Source organism: Streptomyces sp. ISL-98 (assembly GCF_018614055.1).
GTDB classification, from domain to species: Bacteria; Actinomycetota; Actinomycetes; order Streptomycetales; family Streptomycetaceae; genus Streptomyces; species Streptomyces spiramyceticus.
This window is the reverse complement of the sequence record NZ_JAGGPB010000058.1, coordinates 36,454-57,963: the sequence shown is the minus strand read 5'-3', so window position 1 is coordinate 57,963 and position 21,510 is coordinate 36,454. Positions and strand designations below refer to the sequence as shown.

Annotated in this window: 2 protein-coding genes; both read left to right on the top strand. The window is 73.5% G+C overall.

Annotated features, from left to right (window positions below; genetic code table 11):
* Positions 1-51 precede the first annotated feature (51 nt).
* The gene (locus J7I98_RS32600) at positions 52-17,460 is read left to right on the top strand and encodes a non-ribosomal peptide synthase/polyketide synthase (RefSeq protein WP_214928664.1); all 17,409 of its coding nucleotides are present in this window, start codon (positions 52-54) and stop codon (positions 17,458-17,460) included.
* Positions 17,457-21,500, top strand: a complete 4,044-nt coding sequence (locus tag J7I98_RS32595) for a non-ribosomal peptide synthetase (protein ID WP_214928663.1) — start codon at positions 17,457-17,459, stop codon at positions 21,498-21,500. The genes J7I98_RS32600 and J7I98_RS32595 overlap by 4 nt, the downstream gene beginning before the upstream one ends.
* Positions 21,501-21,510 lie beyond the last annotated feature (10 nt).

Here is a 21,510-nt window from a genome sequence, read left to right as displayed (position 1 = left end):
AGAGGCGAGAGTTTTTCACCTGCCCCCGATTATCCGTGGGGGATTCTCAGGGTGTTCGAGGGTACGCATTCCGCCGGTCACGCGTTGTCGGCGGCGCAGCAGCGCGTCTGGTTTGCTCAGGAACTGGCTCCGAACAGCCTCCTGTACAACATCAATGGCTACGTGGAGATTCACGGGCCGTTCGATCAGGGGATGTTCGAGAAGGCTCTGCGACAGGCCGTCGACGAGGCCGAGGCCCTCCACGTCACCTTCGGCGAGACGGGCGGAGTGCCGTGTCAGTCGGTGCGCGCCGAGCGCGACTGGCCGCTGCCCTTCGTCGACGTGTCCGCGCAGGACGATCCGCATGCGGCGGCTCTCGCGGCGATGCAGGAGGACCTCGACCGGCCCTTCGACCTGCGCAACGGACCGCTGTTCGTACAGATGCTGTTCCGGATCGCCCCGGACCGCTACTACTGGTACACGCGAGTGCACCACATCATCTGCGACGCCTTTGGATTCAGTCTCCTCGTCCAGCGCGTAGCCGACTGCTACACGGAACTCATGTCGGGAGAAGAGGGCGACGGAGTTTCCGCGAGTCCTTTCTCCTCGCTCGCCGAATTCACCGACGAGCATGTGAAGTACACGGAGAGCGAGCGGAGCGGCCGGGACCGCGACTACTGGCTCGACCGCTTCGGTGACGACTCCGAGATCCTCAACCTCCCCGACCGCGCCACCGGCCTGTGGGGCGAGTCCCCCCGGTACGAAGGCCGGCTGGAGGCCGACTACTTCGCGGAGATCAAGCGGCTCGCCCGGCAGGCCCGGTCGACCTGGCAGGTCACCCTGACCGCCGCCGCCACGGCGTATCTGCGCCACTTCACCCGCACCGACGACGTCGTGCTCGGCTTCCCCGTCACCGGCCGCCTGACCCCGGTCACCAAGGCCACGCCGGGCATGGCCTCCAACGTGCTGCCGCTGCGTGTGGCCGTGGACCCCGCCATGTCCTTCGCCGAGCTGCAGCGCCATGTCGGCCAGGAGATGCGGGGGCTCCTGCGCCACCAGCGCTACCGCGGTGAGGACCTGCGCAAGGACCTCGGCCTCGGCGGTTTCTCCCGCCGGATGTTCGGACCCTCCGTCAACTTCCTTCCACTGGAGGAGGGTCTGCGGTTCGGCCCGTGCACGGGCGCGGCGCACGGCATGCCCAGCGGTCCCGTCGACGACATGGTGATCGTCTTCGAGGGCGGCAGCGGCGAGAACGGCATCGGGGTGCGCATCGCGGGCAACACCGCCGCGTACGGCGAGCAGGACATCTCCGACCACGGGCGCCGCTTCATCGCCTATCTGCGGGCGCTGACCGCCGAGCCCGACCGTGCCATCGGCACCGTCGACGTCATGGACCCGCAGGAGCGCGACCGCGTCCTGACCGAGTGGAACGGCACCGCGGCCGATCTCGACGCGGGCACGCTTCCCGCGTGGTTCGAGGACCGCGCCCGGCGCACCCCCGACGCCGTGGCCGTGGTGTACGAGGACACCAAGCTCACCTACGCGGAGCTCAACGCGTGGGCCAACCGGCTCGCACACCGCCTCATCGGCCGCGGCGCCGGGCCCGAGAGCCTGGTCGGCCTGGTGCTGCCCCGCTCCGTCGAGCTGGTCGTCGCCGTCCTCGCCGTCCTCAAGAGCGGCGCCGGCTATCTGCCCGTCGACCCGGACGCGCCGGCCGCCCGCCGCGAGACCGTCCTCGACGAGGCGCTGCCGGTGTTCGTCCTCGACGGCATCGACTCCGTGCACGACCTCGGACAGGAGCCCGCGCACGACCCCACCGACACCGACCGGTCCGCCCCGCTGTGCGCCGACCACCCCGCGTACGTGATCTTCACGTCGGGTTCGACGGGCCGGCCGAAGGGTGTGGTGGTCACCCACCGCAACGTCACCCGGCTGTTCTCCGCCACCGAGGAGCAGTACGGCTTCGGGTCCGACGACGTGTGGACGCTGTTCCACTCGTACGCCTTCGACTTCTCGGTGTGGGAGCTGTGGGGCGCCCTGCTGTACGGCGGCCGCCTCGTCGTCGTGCCGCATGCCGTGTCCCGCTCCCCCGAGGCGTTCCTCGACCTCCTCGCCGACCAGCGCGTCACCGTCCTCAACCAGACCCCGTCGGCGTTCTACCAGCTCATCCAGGCGGACCAGCGGCGCCCCGGCACCGAACTCGCCCTGCGCCATGTCGTGTTCGGCGGCGAGGCGCTGGTGCCGGGACGGCTCGCCGAGTGGTACGAGCGACACCCCGATAACGCTGCCGACGCCCCGACGCTCGTCAACATGTACGGCATCACCGAGACGACCGTGCACGTCACCCAGCAGGCCCTGACCCGTGAGGGCGCCGCCGCCGACAGCGGCAGCACCGTCGGCCCCGCCCTGCCCGACCTGCGCGCCTACGTCCTGGACGACCGGCTGTGCCCGGTGCCGCCCGGTGCCGTCGGCGAGCTGTACGTGGCGGGGGGCGGTCTGGCCCGCGGCTATCTGGGCCGCTCGGGCCTGACCTCCGAGCGCTTCGTGGCCTGCCCCTTCGGCGGGCCCGGCGAGCGCATGTACCGCACCGGCGACCTGGCCCGCTGGACGGCCGACGGCCTGCTCTCCTACGAGGGCCGCGCCGACCAGCAGGTGAAGATCCGCGGCTTCCGCATCGAGCTCGGCGAGATCGAGGCCGTGCTCGACCGCCACCCGGAGGTGGCCGAGGTCGCGGTCGTCGTCCGCGAGGACCGGCCCGGCGACAAGCGGCTCGTGGCCTACGCGGTGCCGCGCGGCACCGCCCTCGACACGGCCGCGCTGCGGGCGTATGCGAGCGAGGCCCTGCCCTCGTACATGGTCCCGGCCGCCGTGGTGGCCCTGGACGCGCTGCCGCTCACCGTCAACGGCAAGCTGGACCGGCGCGCCCTGCCCGCGCCCCGGTTCGACGGCGGCAGCGGCCGCGCACCGCGCGACGCGCGCGAGGAGACCCTGTGCCGGCTGTTCGCCGAGGTCCTCGGCGTGGAACAGGTCGGCATCGACGACAACTTCTTCGACCTGGGCGGCCATTCGCTGCTGGCCACCCGGCTCGCCGTGCGGGTCCGTGCCGCGCTCGGTGCCGAGTTCCACCTGGTGCGGCTCTTCGAGTCGCCGACCGTCGCCGGGCTCGCCGGGAGCCTCGGCGAGACGGCGGCCGTGCGCCCGGCCCTGGTGCCGATGGACCGGCCCGACGTGCTGCCGCTGTCCTTCGCCCAGCAGCGGCTGTGGTTCCTGCGCCAGGCAGGCGGCGTCGGCTCGGCGTACAACATGCCGCTCGCGCTGCGGCTGCGCGGCGACCTCGACCACGACGCCCTGCGCGCCGCCCTCAACGACGTCGTGGGACGCCACGAGTCCCTGCGCACCGTCTTCCCCGAAGTCGACGGCGAGGCACACCAGTCGGTGCTCGGCGCGTGGGACGTGCCGCTGCCGGTGACCGAGACCAACGAGCGGGCGCTGACCGGGCTCCTCGACGCGGCCGCGCGGGCCGACTTCGACCTGTCCCGCGAGATACCGGTGCGGGCCACGCTGTTCTCGCTCGGCGCGCGCGAGCACGTCCTGGCGCTCGTCATGCACCACATCGCCGGTGACGAGTGGTCCATGGCGCCGCTCGCCAAGGACCTGGGCGACGCCTACGCGGCCCGCCTCGACGGCACGGCACCCGCCTGGAAGCCGCTGCCCGTCCAGTACGCCGACTACGCCCTGTGGCAGCGCCAACTCCTCGGCGACGAGAGCGAGTCGGGCACCCTGGCGCGGCAGCAGCTCGACTTCTGGCGCACCGCGCTCGCGGGCCTGCCCGAGGAGCTGGCGCTGCCCGCCGACCGGCCGCGGCCCGCGACCCCCGGGCACGAGGGCGCCGCGCTGCCCGTCTCCGTCGACGCCGGTCTGCACCGGGCCCTCGTCGCGCTCGCGGGAGACCGCCGCGCGACCCTCCACATGGTGCTGCAGGCGGGCCTCGCCGCGCTCCTGAGCCGCCTCGGCGCGGGCACGGACATCCCCGTCGGCAGCCCCGTCGCGGGCCGCACCGACGAGGCGCTCGACGACCTCGTCGGGTTCTTCGTCAACACGCTGGTGCTGCGCACCGACACCTCGGGCAACCCCGGCTTCGGTGAGCTCGTGGACCGCGTCCGCGCCGCCGACCTGGCGGCCTACGCCCACCAGGACCTGCCGTTCGAGCGCCTCGTCGAGGTCCTCAACCCGGCCCGGGTCGCGGGCCGCCAGCCGCTGGTGCAGATCCTGCTCGCGCTGCAGAACACCCCGGCGTCCGGGATGGCGCTGCCCGGCCTGGACGTCGCCCACCACGGCGTCCACCCCGGCGGCTCCAAGTTCGACCTGTCCCTGAGCCTGACGGAGACGCGGGACGCCGACGGCTCCCCCGCCGGGCTCGAGGGCTTCGTCGAGTTCAGCACCGACCTGTTCGACGAGGACACCGTCGAGCGGCTGATGTCCCGGCTCCTTCGGCTCCTGACCGCCGCCGCGGCCGCGCCGGAGCAGCGCATCGGCGACCTCGACCTGCTGACGGCGGCCGAGCACAGCCAGCTGACCGCCGGTGTGAACGACACCCGCGCGGACCTGCCCGCCCGGACGATCCCCGAGCTGTTCGAGGAGCGGGCCGCCCTCGCCCCCGAAGCGCCCGCCGTCGTCTTCGAGGACACCACCCTGACGTACGGCGAGCTGAACGAGCGCGCCAACCGCCTGGCCCGGCTGCTCGTCCGGCGCGGCATCGGCCCCGAGGACACCGTGGCCCTGATGCTGCCGCGCTCGGCCGAGCTGCCGGTCGCGGTGCTCGCCGTGCTCAAGGCGGGCGCCGCCTATCTGCCGGTCGACCCCGCCTACCCAGCCGACCGCATCGCGTACATGCTGGGCGACGCCGCCCCCGCGCTGACGCTCACCACGGACGCGTCGGCCGCAGGCCTGCCGTCGGGCATCGCCTGTCTGACACCGGGCAGCACGGACGTCTCCGGGCTGCCCGCGCACGACGTCACCGACGCCGAGCGCCGCGGCCCCCTGCTGCGCTCGCATCCCGCGTACGTCATCTATACCTCGGGTTCCACCGGCCGCCCCAAGGGCGTCGTCGTCACCCACACCGGTGTGGCCGGGCTCCTCGCGACGCGAGAGCTGTGGCAACTCGCGCCCGGTGACCGGGTGCTGCAGTTCGCCTCGTTCAGCTTCGACGCGGCGTTCTGGGAGCTGTCCATGGCGCTGCTCTCCGGCGCCACGCTGGTGCTCGCCCCTGCGGACCGACTGCGCCCGGGTGCTCCCTTGGTGGAGCTGGCCGCGGAGCAGCGGATCACGCACACGCTCCTTCCGCCGTCCGTGCTCGACGTCCTCGCGCCGGGCGACCTGCCCTCGGTCCGCACGCTGCTCGTGGGCGGCGAGGCGTCGTCCGGTGAGCTGGTGGCCCGCTGGTCGGCGGGCCGTACGATGCTCAACGCGTACGGCCCCACCGAGATCACGGTGTGTGCCACGCTGAGCGGGCCGCTGTCCGGCACCGCGCGGCCGTCCATCGGCTCGCCCGTCCCCAACATGCGTGCGTACGTCCTCGACGCGTGGCTGCGCCCGGTCCCTGCCGGTGTCGCGGGAGAGCTCTATCTGGCGGGTGACGGTGTCGCGCGCGGCTATCTGGGCCGTGCGGGCCTGACCGCCGAGCGCTTCGTGGCCTGCCCCTTCGGCGAGCCCGGCGAGCGCATGTACCGCACCGGCGACCTGGTACGCCGGAACGCCGCGGGCGAGCTGGAGTACCTGGGCCGCGCCGACGAGCAGGTCAAGATCCGCGGTCTGCGCGTGGAGCTCGGCGAGATCGAGTCCGCGCTGACCGCGCAGGACGCGGTGGCGCAGGCGGCGGTGGTCGTGCGTGAGGACCGGCCCGGAGACAAGCGTCTTGTCGGGTACGTCGTCCCGGCCGACCCCGCACAGGGTGTCGACGCGGCTGAACTCCGTGCCTACGCGGGTGAGTTGCTGCCCGAGTACATGATTCCGGCAGCCTTGGTGACCCTGGACGCCCTGCCGCTGACCCCGAACGGCAAACTCGACCGACGCGCCCTGCCCGCCCCGGACTTCACCACGGCGGAAGCCGGGCGTGCCCCGCGCACCCCGCGCGAAGAAGTCCTGTGCGGCCTCTTCGCCGAAGTCCTCGGCGTCGACCAGGTCGGCATCGACGACAGCTTCTTCGACCTCGGCGGGCACTCCCTGCTCGCCACCCGCCTCGTCAGCCGCGTCCGCACCGTCCTTGGTATCGAACTGCCCCTGGCGGCCCTCTTCGAGACCCCCACCGTCGCCGGGCTCGCCGCCCTCGCGACCGAGGAAGCGGCCCGCCCCGCCCTCGTGCGCCGGCCGGAACGGCCCGAGGCGGTGCCGCTGTCCTTCGCCCAGCGACGCCTGTGGTTCCTCAACCGCCTCGAAGGCTCAAGCGCGCTCTACAACATGCCCGTCGTCCTGCGCCTGCGCGGCGACCTCGACCACGACGCCCTGAGCGCCGCCCTCAACGACGTCGTAGGACGCCACGAATCCCTGCGCACCGTCTTCCCCGAAATCGACGGCGAAGCACGCCAGTCGGTCCTCGACGCGTGGGACGTACCGCTGCCGGTGACCGAGACCGACGAGCGCGAGCTGCCCGGCCTGCTGCGGGCGGCCGCGCGCGAGGGCTTCGACCTCTCGGCCGAACTGCCGCTGCGCGCCGCCCTGTTCCGGCTCGGCAAGTCTGAGCACGTACTCGCCCTGCTGCTGCACCACATCGCGGGTGACGGCTGGTCGATGGGCCCGCTCGCCCGCGACCTCGGCACCGCCTACACGGCACGTCTCGACGGCACGGCACCCGCCTGGGAGCCGCTGCCGGTCCAGTACGCCGACTACGCCCTGTGGCAGCGCCAGCTCCTCGGCGACGAGGACGCGTCGGGCACCCTGGCCCACGCACAGCTCGACTACTGGCAGAACGCCCTCGCCGGGCTGCCCGAAGAGCTCGACCTGCCCACCGACCGGCCCCGTCCGTCCGTGGCCAGCCACGTCGGCGGGCGCGTCGGCGTCGACTGGGACGCCGAACTGCACCAGCGGATCAGCGAGTTTGCGCGCGAGTCATCCTCTTCGGTCTTCATGGTCGTGCAGGCAGCCCTCGCCGCCCTCCTCAACCGGCTCGGCGCGGGCGACGACATCCCCATCGGCAGCCCCATCGCCGGACGCACCGACGAAGCCCTCGACCACCTCATCGGCTTCTTCACCAACACCCTCGTCCTGCGCACCGACGTCAGCGGACAGCCCACCTTCCGCGAGCTGGTCACCCGCGTACGGTCGACCGACCTGGACGCCTACGCCCACCAGGACGTGCCCTTCGAGCGCCTCGTCGAGCTCGTCAACCCCACCCGTTCCCGCGCCCGGCACCCGCTCTTCCAGGTCCTTCTGGCCTTCCAGAACACCCCCGAGGCCGACCTCGAACTGCCCGGCCTCTCCTTCGGGATCGAGCCCGCCGACGCCGGTGTCGCCAAGTTCGACCTGTCCTTCAACGTCCAGGAGCGCCACGGCGATCAGGGGCCCGGCGGCATCGCCGGAACCCTGGAGTACAACGGCGACCTCTTCGACCACGGCACCGCCGCGGCGCTCGCCGCGCGCCTCGAACGCGTCCTGCGGGCCTTCCTCACCGACCCGGACGCCCCGGTCGGCCGGATCGACCTCCTGGACGAGGGCGAGCGGCACCGGGTCCTCACCGAGTGGAACGCCACCTCCGCCGAGGTCCGCCACACGACCCTGCCGGAGTTGTTCGAGGCCCAGGCCGCCCGTACGCCCGACGCGACCGCCGTCGCGCACGGCGCCGAGAGGCTGAGTTACGCGGAGCTGAACGCGCTCGCCAACGGCGTGGCACAGGAGGTGACGGCGCGCGGCGCGGGTCCCGAGGACCTGGTGGCCGTGGCCCTGCCGCCGTCGCCGCTGCTGCTCGCCGCGCTGCTCGGCGTCCTCAAGGCCGGGGCGGCCTACCTCCCCGTCGACACCGGCTACCCGGCCGACCGCATCGCGTACATGCTGCGCGACGCCGCTCCCGCGCTGCTCCTGACGACCGAGGACACGGTCCGGGGGCGCGAGGAGTTCTCGGCCGTGCCGCCGCTCTTCGCCGACGCCGTCGCACCCGTCGCCGGCGACCCGGACGACGCGCGGCGGACGGCACCGCTGCGCCCGCACCACCCGGCGTACGTCATCTACACCTCTGGCTCCACCGGCCTGCCCAAGGGCGTCGTCGTGGAACAGCGCAACCTCGTCGACTACTTGGAGTGGGCGGGCGGCAGCTACCCGAGCGCGGCCGGCTCCGCGCTGCTGCACTCCTCCGTCTCCTTCGACATGACGGTCACGGCGCTGCTCACGCCGCTGACCGTGGGCGGCCGCGTGACCGTGGGCAGCCTCGACGACGACGGCCTGCCCGCCACCGCGCCGACCCTGCTGAAGGCGACCCCCAGCCATCTGCCGATCCTGGAGGCCCTGCCGGGGCACGCGTCGCCGAGCGGCGACCTGCTGCTCGCCGGTGAGGCCCTGACCGCCGGGGCGCTGAGCTCCTGGCGCGGCGCGCACCCGTCGGTCGCCGTACGCAATGTGTACGGCCCGACGGAGACCACCGTCAGCTGTGCCGAACACTGCGTCGCCCCGGGCGAGGAACTCGCCCCCGGCGCGCTGCCGATCGGCCGTCCGCTCGCCAACACCCGCTTCTACGTGCTCGGTTCGGGGCTCCGCCCGGTCCCGGCCGGTGTGCCCGGTGAGCTGTACGTCGCGGGCAGCGGTGTCGCGCGCGGCTACCTGGGCCGCGCGGGCCTGACGGCCGAGCGGTTCGTGGCGTGCCCGTTCGGCGGGCCCGGCGAGCGCATGTACCGCACCGGCGACCTCGTCCGCTGGAACAACGACGGCGAACTCGAATACCTCGGCCGCGCCGACGACCAGGTCAAGGTCCGCGGCTTCCGCATCGAACCCGGCGAGATCGCTGCCGTCCTCGACCGGCACCCCTCCGTCAACCACTCCGCCGTCGTCGTCCGCGAAGACCGCCCCGGCGACAAGCGCCTCGTCGGGTACGTCGTCCCGGCCGACCCCGCGCAAGGAGTCGAGGCGACTGAACTGCGCGCCTACGTGGGTGACTTGCTGCCCGAGTACATGGTCCCGGCAGCCGTCGTCACCCTGGACGCCCTGCCGCTGACCCCGAACGGCAAGCTCGACCGACGCGCCCTGCCCGCCCCGGACTTCACCACGGCGGAAGCCGGGCGTGCCCCGCGCACTCCGCGCGAAGAAGTCCTGTGCGGCCTCTTCGCCGAAGTCCTCGGCGTCGACCAGGTCGGCATAGACGACAGCTTCTTCGACCTCGGCGGACACTCCCTGCTCGCCACCCGCCTCGTCAGCCGCGTACGCACCACCCTCGACACCGAGCTCCCCCTGGCCGCCCTCTTCGACACGCCGACGGTGGCGGGCCTCGCCGCCGCCCACCCCGAGACGGAGGCGGTCCGCCCCGCCCTCGTGCGCCGGCCGGAACGCCCCGAGGCGGTGCCGCTGTCCTTCGCCCAGCGACGGCTGTGGTTCCTCAACCGCCTCGAAGGCTCAGGCGCGCTCTACAACATGCCCGTGGTCCTGCGCCTGCGCGGCGACCTCGACCGCGACGCCCTGAGCGCCGCCCTCAACGACGTCGTAGGACACCACGAATCCCTGCGCACCGTCTTCCCCGAAATCGACGGCGAAGCACGCCAGTCGGTCCTCGAGGGCGACGCCGCATACGTGCCCGTCCGGCCGGTGGCGGTCGCCGACGACGGCGAGCTGCGGCAGGCCCTGCGCCAGGAGGCGGCCGCGGGCTTCGACCTGTCGTCCGAACTGCCGCTGCGCGCAGCCCTGTTCACGGTCAGCGGGAGTGACAGCGAGCACGTCCTTTCGGTGGTCCTGCACCACATCGCGGGTGACGGCTGGTCGATGGGCCCGCTCGCCCGCGACCTGGGCACCGCCTACGCGGCCCGACTCGGCGGCACGGCTCCCGGCTGGGAGCCCCTGCCCGTCCAGTACGCCGACTACGCCCTGTGGCAGCGCCAACTCCTCGGCGACGAGGACCGGCCCGACACCCTCGCGCACGAGCAGCTGGAGTACTGGCGCGCTCACCTGGCCGCCCTGCCCGAAGAGCTCGACCTGCCGACGGACCACCCGCGTCCGGCGTCGGCGAGCCACCACGGCGGCATGGTCCCGTTCGGCATCGACGCCGAACTGCACCAGCAGATAGCGGAGTTCGCGCGCCGTTCGTCGTCCTCCGTCTTCATGGTCGTCCAGGCCGCTCTCGCCGCCCTCCTCAACCGGCTCGGCGCGGGTGACGACATCCCCATCGGCAGCCCCATCGCCGGACGCACCGACGAGGCCCTCGACCACCTCATCGGCTTCTTCACCAACACCCTTGTGCTGCGTACCGACGTCTCCGGGCAGCCCACCTTCCGCGAGCTGGTCGGCCGGGTCCGGGGCACCGACCTGGACGCGTACGCCCATCAAGACACCCCCTTCGAGCGCCTCGTGGAGCTCGTCAACCCCACCCGCTCCCGCGCCCGGCACCCCCTCTTCCAGGTGATGCTGGTCCTCCAGAACACCCCCGAGGCGGGCCTCGAACTGCCCGGCCTCACCATCGAGGCCGAGCCCGCCACCACCGACGTCGCCAAGTTCGACCTGGTGTTCAGCCTGCGGGAGCGGGCCGGTGACGGCGGCATGGACGGTGACCTGGAGTTCAACGGCGACCTCTTCGAGGCGGACACCGCGGCCGTCCTCGCGCACCGCCTGGTGCACCTGCTGCGCGCGGTCGTCGCGGAGCCGGACCTCCCGGTCAGCCGGATCGACGTGCTCGGCGACGACGAGCGGCACCGGGTCCTCACCGCGTGGAACACCGCCGACGGCGCCCGCGCCGAAGCGGCGCCGCTGTCCGCGCTGTTCGAGGCCCAGGTCGCCCGTACCCCCGAGGCGGTCGCCGTCCTGCACGACGGCGAGACCCTGAGCTACGCGGAGCTGAACGCCCGCGCCAACCGACTGGCCCGCTGGCTGGTCGGCCGCGGGGTGCGCCCGGACACGGTGGTGGCGCTGGCCCTTCCGCGCTCGGCCGACCTCGTACTCGCGGCCCTCGCCGTGGTGAAGGCGGGCGCGGCCTATCTGAACGTCGACCCGGGCTACCCGGCCGAGCGCGCCGCGTACATGTGCGCGGACGCCGCGCCCCTGGGGCTGCTGACGGTGGGCGGCGCCGGGGACCGGGTGCCGGATTCCGTGCCCCGCTGGCGGCTCGACGGCCCGGACGTGATCAGCGAGGCGGCCGTCCTGTCCGGCGCCGACCTGACCGACGCGGACCGGGTGTCCCCGCTGCGCGTCGGCCACCCCGCGTACGTCGTGTACACCTCAGGCTCCACCGGCACCCCGAAGGGCGTCCAGGTCACGCACCGCGGCCTGGCGAGCCTCGCCCTGTCCCACCAGGAGGCCCTGGGCGTGGACGGCGACGCGCGGGTGCTGCAGTTCGCCTCGCTCAGCTTCGACGCGTCGGCCGGTGAACTGGTGATGACCCTGCTGGCCGGTGCGACCCTCGTGGTGCCGCGCCCGGAGCAGGTCATCGGTGACGCCGTGGTACGGCTCATCGCCGACACGGGCGTGACGCACGCGATGCTGCCGCCCGCCTTCGTCGCCACCCTGGACCCGGAGAGCGTGCCCACGCTGCGCGGTCTGATCACCGGTGGTGAGGCGTGCCCGCCGGAGGTGACCGCCCGCTGGTCGTCGGGCCGCACGATGCTCAATGCCTACGGCCCCACCGAGTCGACCGTGTGCGCCACGCTCAGCAGCCCGCTGACGGGCGCGGTCTCCGCCCCGATCGGCCGTCCGGTCACGGGCACCCGTGCCTATGTGCTCGGCTCGGGCCTGCGCCCGGTCCCGGCCGGCGTCATGGGCGAGCTGTATCTCGCGGGTGACGGTGTCGCGCGCGGCTATCTGGGCCGTCCGGGTCTGACCGCGGAGCGCTTCGTGGCCTGCCCGTTCGGCGGGCCCGGCGAGCGCATGTACCGCACCGGCGACCTCGTCCGCTGGAACGCCGACGGCGAGCTGGAGTACCTGGGCCGCGCCGACGACCAGGTCAAGGTCCGCGGCTTCCGCATCGAACCCGGCGAGATCGCCGCGGTTCTCGACCGGCACCCCTCGGTGTCCCACTCCGCCGTCGTCGTCCGCGAGGACCGCCCCGGCGACAAGCGACTCGTCGCGTACGTGGTTCCGGCCGATGCCGCGCGGGGTGTCGACCCGGCCGAGCTGCGGGCCCACGTCGCGGACCTGCTGCCCGAGTACATGGTTCCGGCGGCCGTCGTCGCTCTGGACGCGATACCGCTCTCCCCCACCGGCAAGGTGCACCGCGACGCGCTGCCCGTGCCGGACTACGGCCAGGTGGCCTCCGGGCGCGCTCCGCGCAGCCCGCGCGAAGAAGTCCTGTGCGGCCTGTTCGCCGAGGTCCTCGGCATCGAGAAGGTCGGCATCGACGACAGCTTCTTCGACCTCGGCGGCCACTCCCTGCTCGCCACCCGCCTGGTCAGCCGCGTACGCACGGCCCTCGGCGTCGAGCTGCCCCTGGCCGCGCTCTTCGACACGCCCACCGTCGCCGGGCTCGCCGCCGTGTCCACGGACCCAAAGTCCGCGCGCCCGGTCCTGGAGCCGCGGGACCGGCCCACACCACTCCCGCTCTCCTTCGCCCAGCACCGGCTGTGGATGCTCAGCCAGCTGCACGACGCGGACGCCCTCTACAACATGCCGGTGGTGCTGCGTCTGACGGGCAGCGTCGACACCGACGCCCTTCAGTCCGCGCTCGGCGACATCCTCGCCCGCCACGAATCGCTGCGCACCGTCTTCCCCGAGCACGACGGGCAGGTGGAGCAGCGTGTCCTGGCGCCCGCCGACACGGCGTTCGACCTGTCCGTCGTACGGACCGGCGAGCGCGCGCTGCCGGGTCTACTGAAGGAGGCCGCGAGCGGGGGATTCGACCTGTCTCGTGAACTGCCGCTGCGCGCCGTGCTGTTCACGGTCGACGAGGCCGAGCACGTGCTGCTGATATCGCTGCACCACATCGCGGCCGACGGCTGGTCGATGGGCCCGCTCGCCCAGGACCTGAGCACCGCCTACGCAGCCCGCCTCGACGGCGCGGCACCCGGCTGGGAGCCGCTGCCCGTCCAGTACGCCGACTACGCGCTCTGGCAGCGTGAACTCCTCGGCGACGAGGACGAGTCGGGCACCCTCGCCCACCGACAGCTCGACTACTGGCAGAACGCCCTCGCGGGCCTGCCCGAAGAGCTCGACCTGCCCACCGACCGGCCCCGCCCGGCGGTCGCCAGCCATGTCGGCGGGCGCGTGGCCGTGGACTGGGACGTTGAACTCCACGAGCAGATAAGGGAGTTCACGCGCCGGTCCTCGTCCTCGGTGTTCATGGTCGTCCAGGCCGCGCTCGCCGCGCTCCTCAACCGACTCGGCGCCGGCGACGACATCCCCATCGGCAGCCCCATCGCCGGACGCACCGACGAAGCCCTCGACCACCTCATCGGCTTCTTCACCAACACCCTCGTCCTGCGCACCGACCTCTCCGGACAACCCACCTTCCGCGAACTCGTCACCCGCGTACGGACCACCGACCTCGACGCCTACGCCCACCAAGACGTGCCCTTCGAACGACTCGTCGAACTCGCCAACCCCACCCGCTCCCGCGCCCGCCACCCCCTCTTCCAAGTACTGCTGGCCTTCCAGAACACCCCCGAAGCCGACCTCGAACTGCCCGGCCTCCGGATCGGCGGGGAGCCGGTCGACATCGGCGTCGCCAAGTTCGACCTGTCGCTGAGCCTGCAGGAACGCACGGACGAGCGGGGCGCCTCCTCCGGCATCCGGGGCATGCTCGAGTACAGCACCGACCTCTTCGACCACGAGAGCGCCGAGCTGATCGCCACCCGGCTGCGACGGCTGCTGCGCACGGCGCTCGCCGACCCGGACCTGCCCGTCGACAGGATCGACATCCTCGGGACGGACGAGCGGCACCGGGTCCTCACGGAGTGGAACGCCACCGAAGTGGCCGTCGCCGGGCTCGACTCGACGGTGCACGGCACCTTCGAGCGGCTCGCGCGCACCCGCCCCGACGCGGTCGCCGTGACCTTCGGGGACCAGCACCTGACGTACGCCGAGCTCGACCGGCGTGCCAACGGACTCGCACACCGGCTGACCGGGCTCGGTGTCCGCCCCGAGGACCGCGTCGCCGTCCTGATGGAGCGGTCCGCGGACCTCGTGGTCGCCCTGCTCGGCATCCTCAAGGCGGGTGCCGCGTACGCCCCGCTGCACGAGAGCTACCCGGACGAGCGCATGCGGGAAGTCCTCGCGGGCTCCGGCGCGCGGGTCCTCGTCACCGACCGCGCCTGGCGCGAGCGTGGGCTGCCCGGGAACGCCGCCGAGGTCGTCCTCGCCGAGGACGCTGGGACCGCCGACAGCGCGCCCGCCGTGCCGGGACGGCCCGAGGGCCTCGCCTACGTCATGCACACTTCCGGGTCGACCGGGAAGCCCAAGGGCATCGCGATCACCCATCGCTCCCTGCTCGAGCTGGCCCTCGACCCGGCATGGGCCGACGGCGGCCACCATCAGCAGGTCCTGATGCACGCCCCGTACGCCTTCGACATCTCCAACTACGAGCTGTGGGTACCGCTTCTGGCGGGCGGGCGCGTCGTGCTCGCGCCGCCCGGCGAGCTGGATGTCGCCGAGCTCAAGCGGCTGATCGTCGCGGAGGGCATCACCGGGGTGCACTTCACGGCCGGTCTCTTCCGGGTCGTCGCGGACGACCTCGGCGACGCTCTCGACGGCGTCAAAGAGATCCTCACCGGTGGTGACGTCGTGTCCGTCGCGGCCGTCGAGAGCGTGCTGCGGGCCGCGCCGCACGTCGTGGTGCGGCACCTGTACGGGCCGACGGAGATCACCCTGTGCGCCACCACCCACCTGGTGGGGGCCGCGGACGAGCTGGGCGACCGGCTGCCGATCGGCCGCCCGATGGCCAACACCCGTGTGTACGTGCTCGACGCGGCCCTCGCCCCGGTGCCGGTCGGCGGCGTCGGTGAGCTGTACATCGCGGGCGCGGGCCTGGCGCGCGGCTATCTCGACCGGGCCGCGCTGACCGGTGAGCGGTTCGTCGCCGACCCGTACGGGCCCGCGGGCGCCCGCATGTACCGCACCGGCGACCTGGCGCGGTGGCGGCACGACGGCGCCCTGGAGTTCGTCGGCCGCGCCGACGACCAGGTCAAGGTGCGCGGCTTCCGCATCGAACCGGGGGAGATCGAGGCGGCCCTGACCCGGCACGCCTCGGTCGCGCAGAGCGCCGTCGTGGTCCGCGAGGACCGTCCCGGCGACAAGCGCCTCGTCGCGTACGCCGTGCCCGCCGACCCCGCACAGGGCGTCGACCCGGCTCAACTGCGCGCCTATATGGGCGACTTGCTGCCCGAGTACATGGTCCCCGCGGCGGTCGTGGCGCTCGACGAGCTGCCGCTCACCGCCAACGGCAAGCTGGACCGGGCCAAGCTGCCCGCCCCGGTGTTCCGGTCGGCCGCCAAGACCGCCCCGCGCACCGAGCGCGAGGAGATCGTGTGCCGCCTGGCAGGCGAGGTCCTCGGGGTCGACGAGGTCGGCATCGACGACAACTTCTTCGAGCTCGGCGGCGACAGCATCGGCTCGATCCAGCTTGCCAGCCGGGCCCGCGCGGCGGGCCTCGAACTCGCCCCCAAGGACGTGTTCCAGGCCCGGACGCTGGCCCAGCTGGCCGCCGCCGCGGGCACGGTCACCGCGCCGGAGGACGTCCCCGCCGACGACGGCACCGGCGACGTCCCGCTCACCCCGGTCGTGCACGACCTGCTGGCGCGCGGCGGCACCCTGGACGGTCTGCTGCAGTCCGTGCTGCTGCAGGTGCCTGCCGCGCTGACCGAGACGGGTCTCGCGGCGGCCCTGCAGGCGCTGGTCGACCACCACGACCTGCTGCGCCTCGAAGTCAGCGGCTCCGAAAGCGAGTTGAGGTTGCGGGTGCGGCCCGTCGGAGCGGTGTCCGCGGCCGGCTGCCTGCGCCGCGTCGACCTGACGAACATGGACGAGGCCTCGGCCCGCTCCGTGCTCGCCAAGGAGGCGGCCGCCGCGGACGAGCGGGTCTCCCCCGCGGACGGCGTGATGTTCCAGGCGGTCTGGTTCGACGCGGGCGACGAGACCTCCGGGCGCCTCCTGCTCGCGCTCCACCACCTCGCGGTGGACGGCGTGTCGTGGCGGGTCCTGATGCATGACCTCGGCGCGGCGTGGAGCGACGTCGCCGCGGGCCGCACGCCGCACCCGGAGCGGGTCGGCACGTCCTTCCGGCGCTGGGCGACCCGCCTCGCCGAGGAGGCGGGCAAGCCGTCCCGCACCGCCGAACTGGCCTTCTGGACGGGCCTGCACGACCGACCCGAGCAGCCGTTCGGCACGCGGGCCCTCGACCCCGCACGGGACACCACCGCCACCGCGCGGTCCCTGACGGTCTCGCTGCCCGCGCCGGTCACCGACACGGTCCTCTCGCGGGTGCCCGCCGCCTTCAACGCGGGCGTCAACGACGTCCTGCTGACCGCGCTGGCCCTCGCGTCCCTGGCTGGCCGCGGCCGGCCGCAGGGCGAGCCGGTACTCGTCGAGGTCGAGGGCCACGGCCGCCACGAGGAGCTCGCGGCCGGGCTCGACCTGTCCCGCACCGTGGGCTGGTTCACCAGCGTCCACCCGGTGCGGATCGAGCCGGGCAAGGTGGACTGGGACGACCTGTGGCGGGCCGGACCGGCCGTCGGGGACGTGCTCAAGCGCGCCAAGGAGCAGCTGCGCGCCGTGCCGGACCAGGGCATCGGCCACGGTCTGCTGCGCTACCTCAACCCGGACACGGCGTCCGAGCTCGCCGCGCTCCCGACGCCCCAGATTGGCTTCAACTATCTGGGCCGCTTCGACGGTCCGGGTCGTACGGCCGACTGGGGCCTGGCGCCCGAGGCGGCGGGCGGGGACGGCGCGGGGCTGCCGCCGGGCGCGATGCCGCTGCGCACCGCGCTCACGGTCAACGCCGTGGCCAGGGCGGCGGCGGACGGCGCCGAGTTGCGCGCCGTGTGGACCTGGGCGGACGGCCTCCTGACGGAGGCCGAGGTGGCCGCGATGGCGGATGTCTGGGTACGGGCCCTGACCGTGATGGCCCGCCATGTGGAGCGGGGCGACGCGGGCGGCGCGACAGCGTCCGACTTCGACCTGGTGGCACTCGACCAGGGCGAGATCGACGTGTTCGAGGACGAGTTCGGCGACTTCGACGACCTTGGCGAGTCCGCGGACACCGCCGGATTCGACGGCTTCGACGACCTCACGGCCGAAGCGGACGGCTTCGCCGGAGCCGACGGCTTCGGCACCTTCACGGACGACCGCACGGTCGAGAACGGGGATCAGGGATGACGCGCGCCAAGGCACGCATCGAGGACGTGCTGCCGCTGACGGCGCTGCAGGAGGGCTTCCTGTTCCACGCGCAGTACGACGAGCAGGGCGCCGACGTCTACCACCTGCAGTTCGTGTTCGACCTGCGCGGCGAGCTCGACGCGGGGGCGCTGCGCCGCGCCGCCGACGGGCTGCTCGCCCGGCACGGCAATCTGCGCGGCGCCTTCCGCGAGCGCAAGGGCGGCGAGCCGGTGCAGGTGGTGCCGGACCGCGTGCGGATGCCGTGGCGCCTCCTCGACCTCGCCCCGGTGGCGCCCGGCGAGCGGCAGGAGCGGCTCGATGCCGCCCTCGCCGACGACCGGGCGACCCGCTTCGACCTGCGCAAGCCGCCGCTGGCCCGCTGCCTGCTCATCCGGCTCGCACCTGGCGAGTACCGCTTCGTCCTGACGAGCCATCACATCCTGCTCGACGGCTGGTCGGTGCCGCTGGTGCTGCACGAGCTGTTCACCATGTACGCGCACGACGGCAGCGACCACACCCTGCCGCCGCCCCGGCCCTACCGCGACTATCTGCACTGGCTGTCGGGGCGGGACCGCGCGGACGCCGAGGCCGCCTGGCGGCGCCACCTCGACGGCCTGCGGGAGCCCACGCTGCTCGGCCCGGCCGGCGCGGGCCGGGAGACCGTGGTGCCCGAGGAGACCGAGACCGGCCTGGGCGCGGAGCTCACCGCGGACCTCACCGACCTGGCGCGGCGCCGCGGGCTCACCCTGAACTCCGTGGTGCAGGGCGCCTGGTCGCTGGTCCTCGCCGCGCTCACCGGCACGGACGACGTCGTCTTCGGCGCGACGGTCTCCGGCCGCCCGTCGGACCTGCCCGGCGTCGAGTCGATGATCGGCCTGTTCGCCAACACCCTTCCGGTACGGCTGCGGGTGGACCCAGTCGAGTCCGTGACGGCGATGATGGCGCGGCTCCAGACGGAGCGCGCGGCCCTCGCGGCCCACGAGTACTTCGGCCTCGGCGAGATCCAGCAGCTCGCCGGGGTCGGCGGCGAACTCTTCGACACGCTGTACGTGTTCGAGAACTACCCGGCCCCGTCCGGCGACGGGCCGCCCGCCTACCGGGGCATGGAGATCGCCGGTACGGAGGGCAGCGGCGCCGCCCACTACCCGCTGACGCTGACTGTCCTGCCGGGCGAGGCGATCCGGCTGCGCCTGACCTACCGGCCCGACCTGTTCACCCGGGAGACGGTGCTCGGCTGGGCGGACCGGCTGCGCCGTGTGCTGCGCTCCGTGGTGGCCGACCCGGACCTTCCGGCCGGCCGCGTGGACGTGCTCGGCGCGGACGAGCGGCGGCGCGTGCTCACCGAGTGGAACGACACCGCCGCCGAATCGTCCGAGCGGTGCTGGCCGGCCCTCTTCGAGGAGCAGGCGGGCCGCACCCCGGACGCCCTGGCGCTGTGGCAGGAGGACGGCGCCGGCCTCACATACGCGGAGCTGAACGCCGAGGCGAACCGCGTCGCCCGCGCCCTGGTCGCGCGCGGGGTGGGTCCGGAGAGCGTGGTCGCCCTGGCCGTGCCGCGCTCGCCGCGGCTGGTCGTCGCGCTGCTCGCCGTCCAGAAGGCGGGCGCCGCCTACCTTCCGGTGGACCTCGGCCACCCCCGCGCTCGGGTCGCGGCCGTCCTCGCGGGCGCTCGTCCCGCAGCGGTCCTCACCACCCGCCAGGGCAGCGCGCGGCTTCCCGAGGGAGCGAGCGCGCTCTGCTTGGACGACGCGGAGTTCCGCGCGGAGATCACCGGGTACGACGGGCGGGACCTCACGGACCAGGAGCGGCTGGCTCCGCTGCGGCCGGACCACCCGGCGTACGTGATCTTCACGTCGGGTTCCACCGGGGCGCCCAAGGGCGTGGTGGTGCCGCACCGCAGCCTCCTCAACTTCCATACGGCGATGGGCGAGCGTTTCCCGCTCGGCACCGGGGACCGGATGCTCGCGGTGACCACGGTCGCCTTCGACATCCACGCCCTGGAGCTGCATCTGCCGCTGCTCCACGGGGCGAGCGTCGTGGTGGCCGACCGGGCCGCCGTGGTCGATCCCTCAGCCCTCGCAGACCTGATCGGCGCCAGCGGTTCGACGATCATGCAGGCCACGCCCACGCTGTGGCACGCGCTGCTCACCGAGCGGCCGGCAGTCGCCGAGGGCCTGCGCATGCTGGTCGGCGGCGAGGCGCTCCCGCCGGACGTCGCGGACCGCATGACGCGTACCGGCGCGGAGGTCACCAACCTCTACGGGCCCACGGAGACGACGGTGTGGTCGACGGCAGCGGTCCTCAAGGGGCAGGAGCAGAAGGGCAGTTCGCAGGGAGGCTCCGCTCAGGGCGGCCCCTCCATCGGCCGGCCGATCCGCAACACCCGCGCCTACGTCCTCGACGGCGCCCTGCGGCCCGTGCCGCCCGGCGTCTCCGGCGAGCTCTACCTCGCCGGAGAGGGCCTCGTCCGCGGCTACTTGGCGCAGCCCGGGCTCACCGCGGGCCGTTTCGTCGCCGATCCGCACGGACCGGCCGGCGCGCGCATGTACCGGACGGGCGACGTGGCCCGCTGGACCCCGGACGGCGAGCTGGAGTACCTGAGCCGCACCGACCACCAGGTGAAGATCCGCGGGTACCGCATCGAGCTGGGCGAGATCGAGGCGGCCCTGACCCGGCACGCCTCGGTCGCGCAGAGCGTGGCCGCGGTCCGCGAGGACCAGCCCGGCGACCACGGTGTCAAACGCCTCGTCGCGTATGCCGTCCCCGCCGACCCGGCACAGGGCATCGACCCAGAGGAGCTGCGCACGCACGTGCGCGGGCAGCTGCCGGACTACATGGTGCCCGCGACCGTCGTCGCGCTGCCCGCGCTGCCGCTCACCCCGAACGGCAAGGTGGACCGCAAGGCCCTGCCCGCGCCCGACCTCACGGCCGTGCGCGGCACCGGCGGCCGTGCGCCGCGCACCGCACGGGAGGCGGCGCTGTGCGAGCTGTTCGCCGAGGTGCTCGGAGTGACGCAGGTCGGCATCGACGACGACTTCTTCGAACTCGGCGGGCACTCCCTGCTCGCCACCCGCCTGGTGAACCGCATCCGCGCCGAGCTGGGCACCGCCGCGTCGATCCGCAGCGTCTTCGAGGCTCCGACCGTCGCGGCCCTGGCCGGACGGCTGCGCCAGGACGGCGGCGAGGGCGGGGCGGACGACGACCCGTTCGCGCCCGTACTGCGGCTGCGCGAGGGGCGGGGCGGCGGCGGTAAGGGCGACAGCGGTACGGGCGTCAGCGCCCCGTACTTCCTGATCCACCCCGTGGTCGGGATCGGCTGGTGCTACACGGGCCTCATCACCCGGCTCGGCCCGGACGCCACCGTGTACGCCCTGCAGGCGCGCGGCCTGAACCCCGCCGACGCCTGCGCGGCCGACCTTCCCGAGATGGCCGCCGACTACGCGGACCGGATCCGGGAGGTCCAGCCGGAGGGCCCGTACCGGCTCGTCGGCTGGTCGTTCGGCGGTCTGGTGGCGCACGAGATCGCCACCCGGCTGCAGAGCGAGGGCGCGGACGTGGAGCTCCTGGCGCTCCTCGACTCGTACCCCTCGGCCTGGGAGGCCCCGCAGGACGCGGGCGGGGAGGCAGACCTGCTGCAGGAGATCCTCACCGTGCTCGCGGCCGCCGCCGGGGACGGCGGCTCCGGGACCGGCCCTCGCCGTCCTCTCTCGACGCCCGAGGTCGCCGCGCTGCTGCGCGAGCACGACAGCCCGCTAGCCGGGCTCGGCGAGGACGGCATCGAGGCCTTGCACCGGGTGGCCGCCAACAACCGGCGGATCGCCGAGCAGTTCGTGCCCGGCGTCTTCCGCGGCGATGTGCTGGCCTTCCGTTCCGGGCGGGCGAGCGGCTCGCACCCCTACGCCGCCAAGGCGTGGGACGCCCACGTGACGGGAGAGATCCACGAGCTCGAAGTGGACTGCACGCACCTGGAGATGACCACACCCGCGGCCCTCGACGTGATCGCGCCCGTACTCAACACCTGTATGAACAACGGCAACTAGGAGAAACACC

What these genes read in the sequence shown, in the direction of transcription:
- J7I98_RS32595 (WP_214928663.1), top strand. Translation starts at nt 17,457, where the DNA reads ATGACGCGCGCCAAGGCACGCATCGAGGACGTGCTGCCGCTGACGGCG.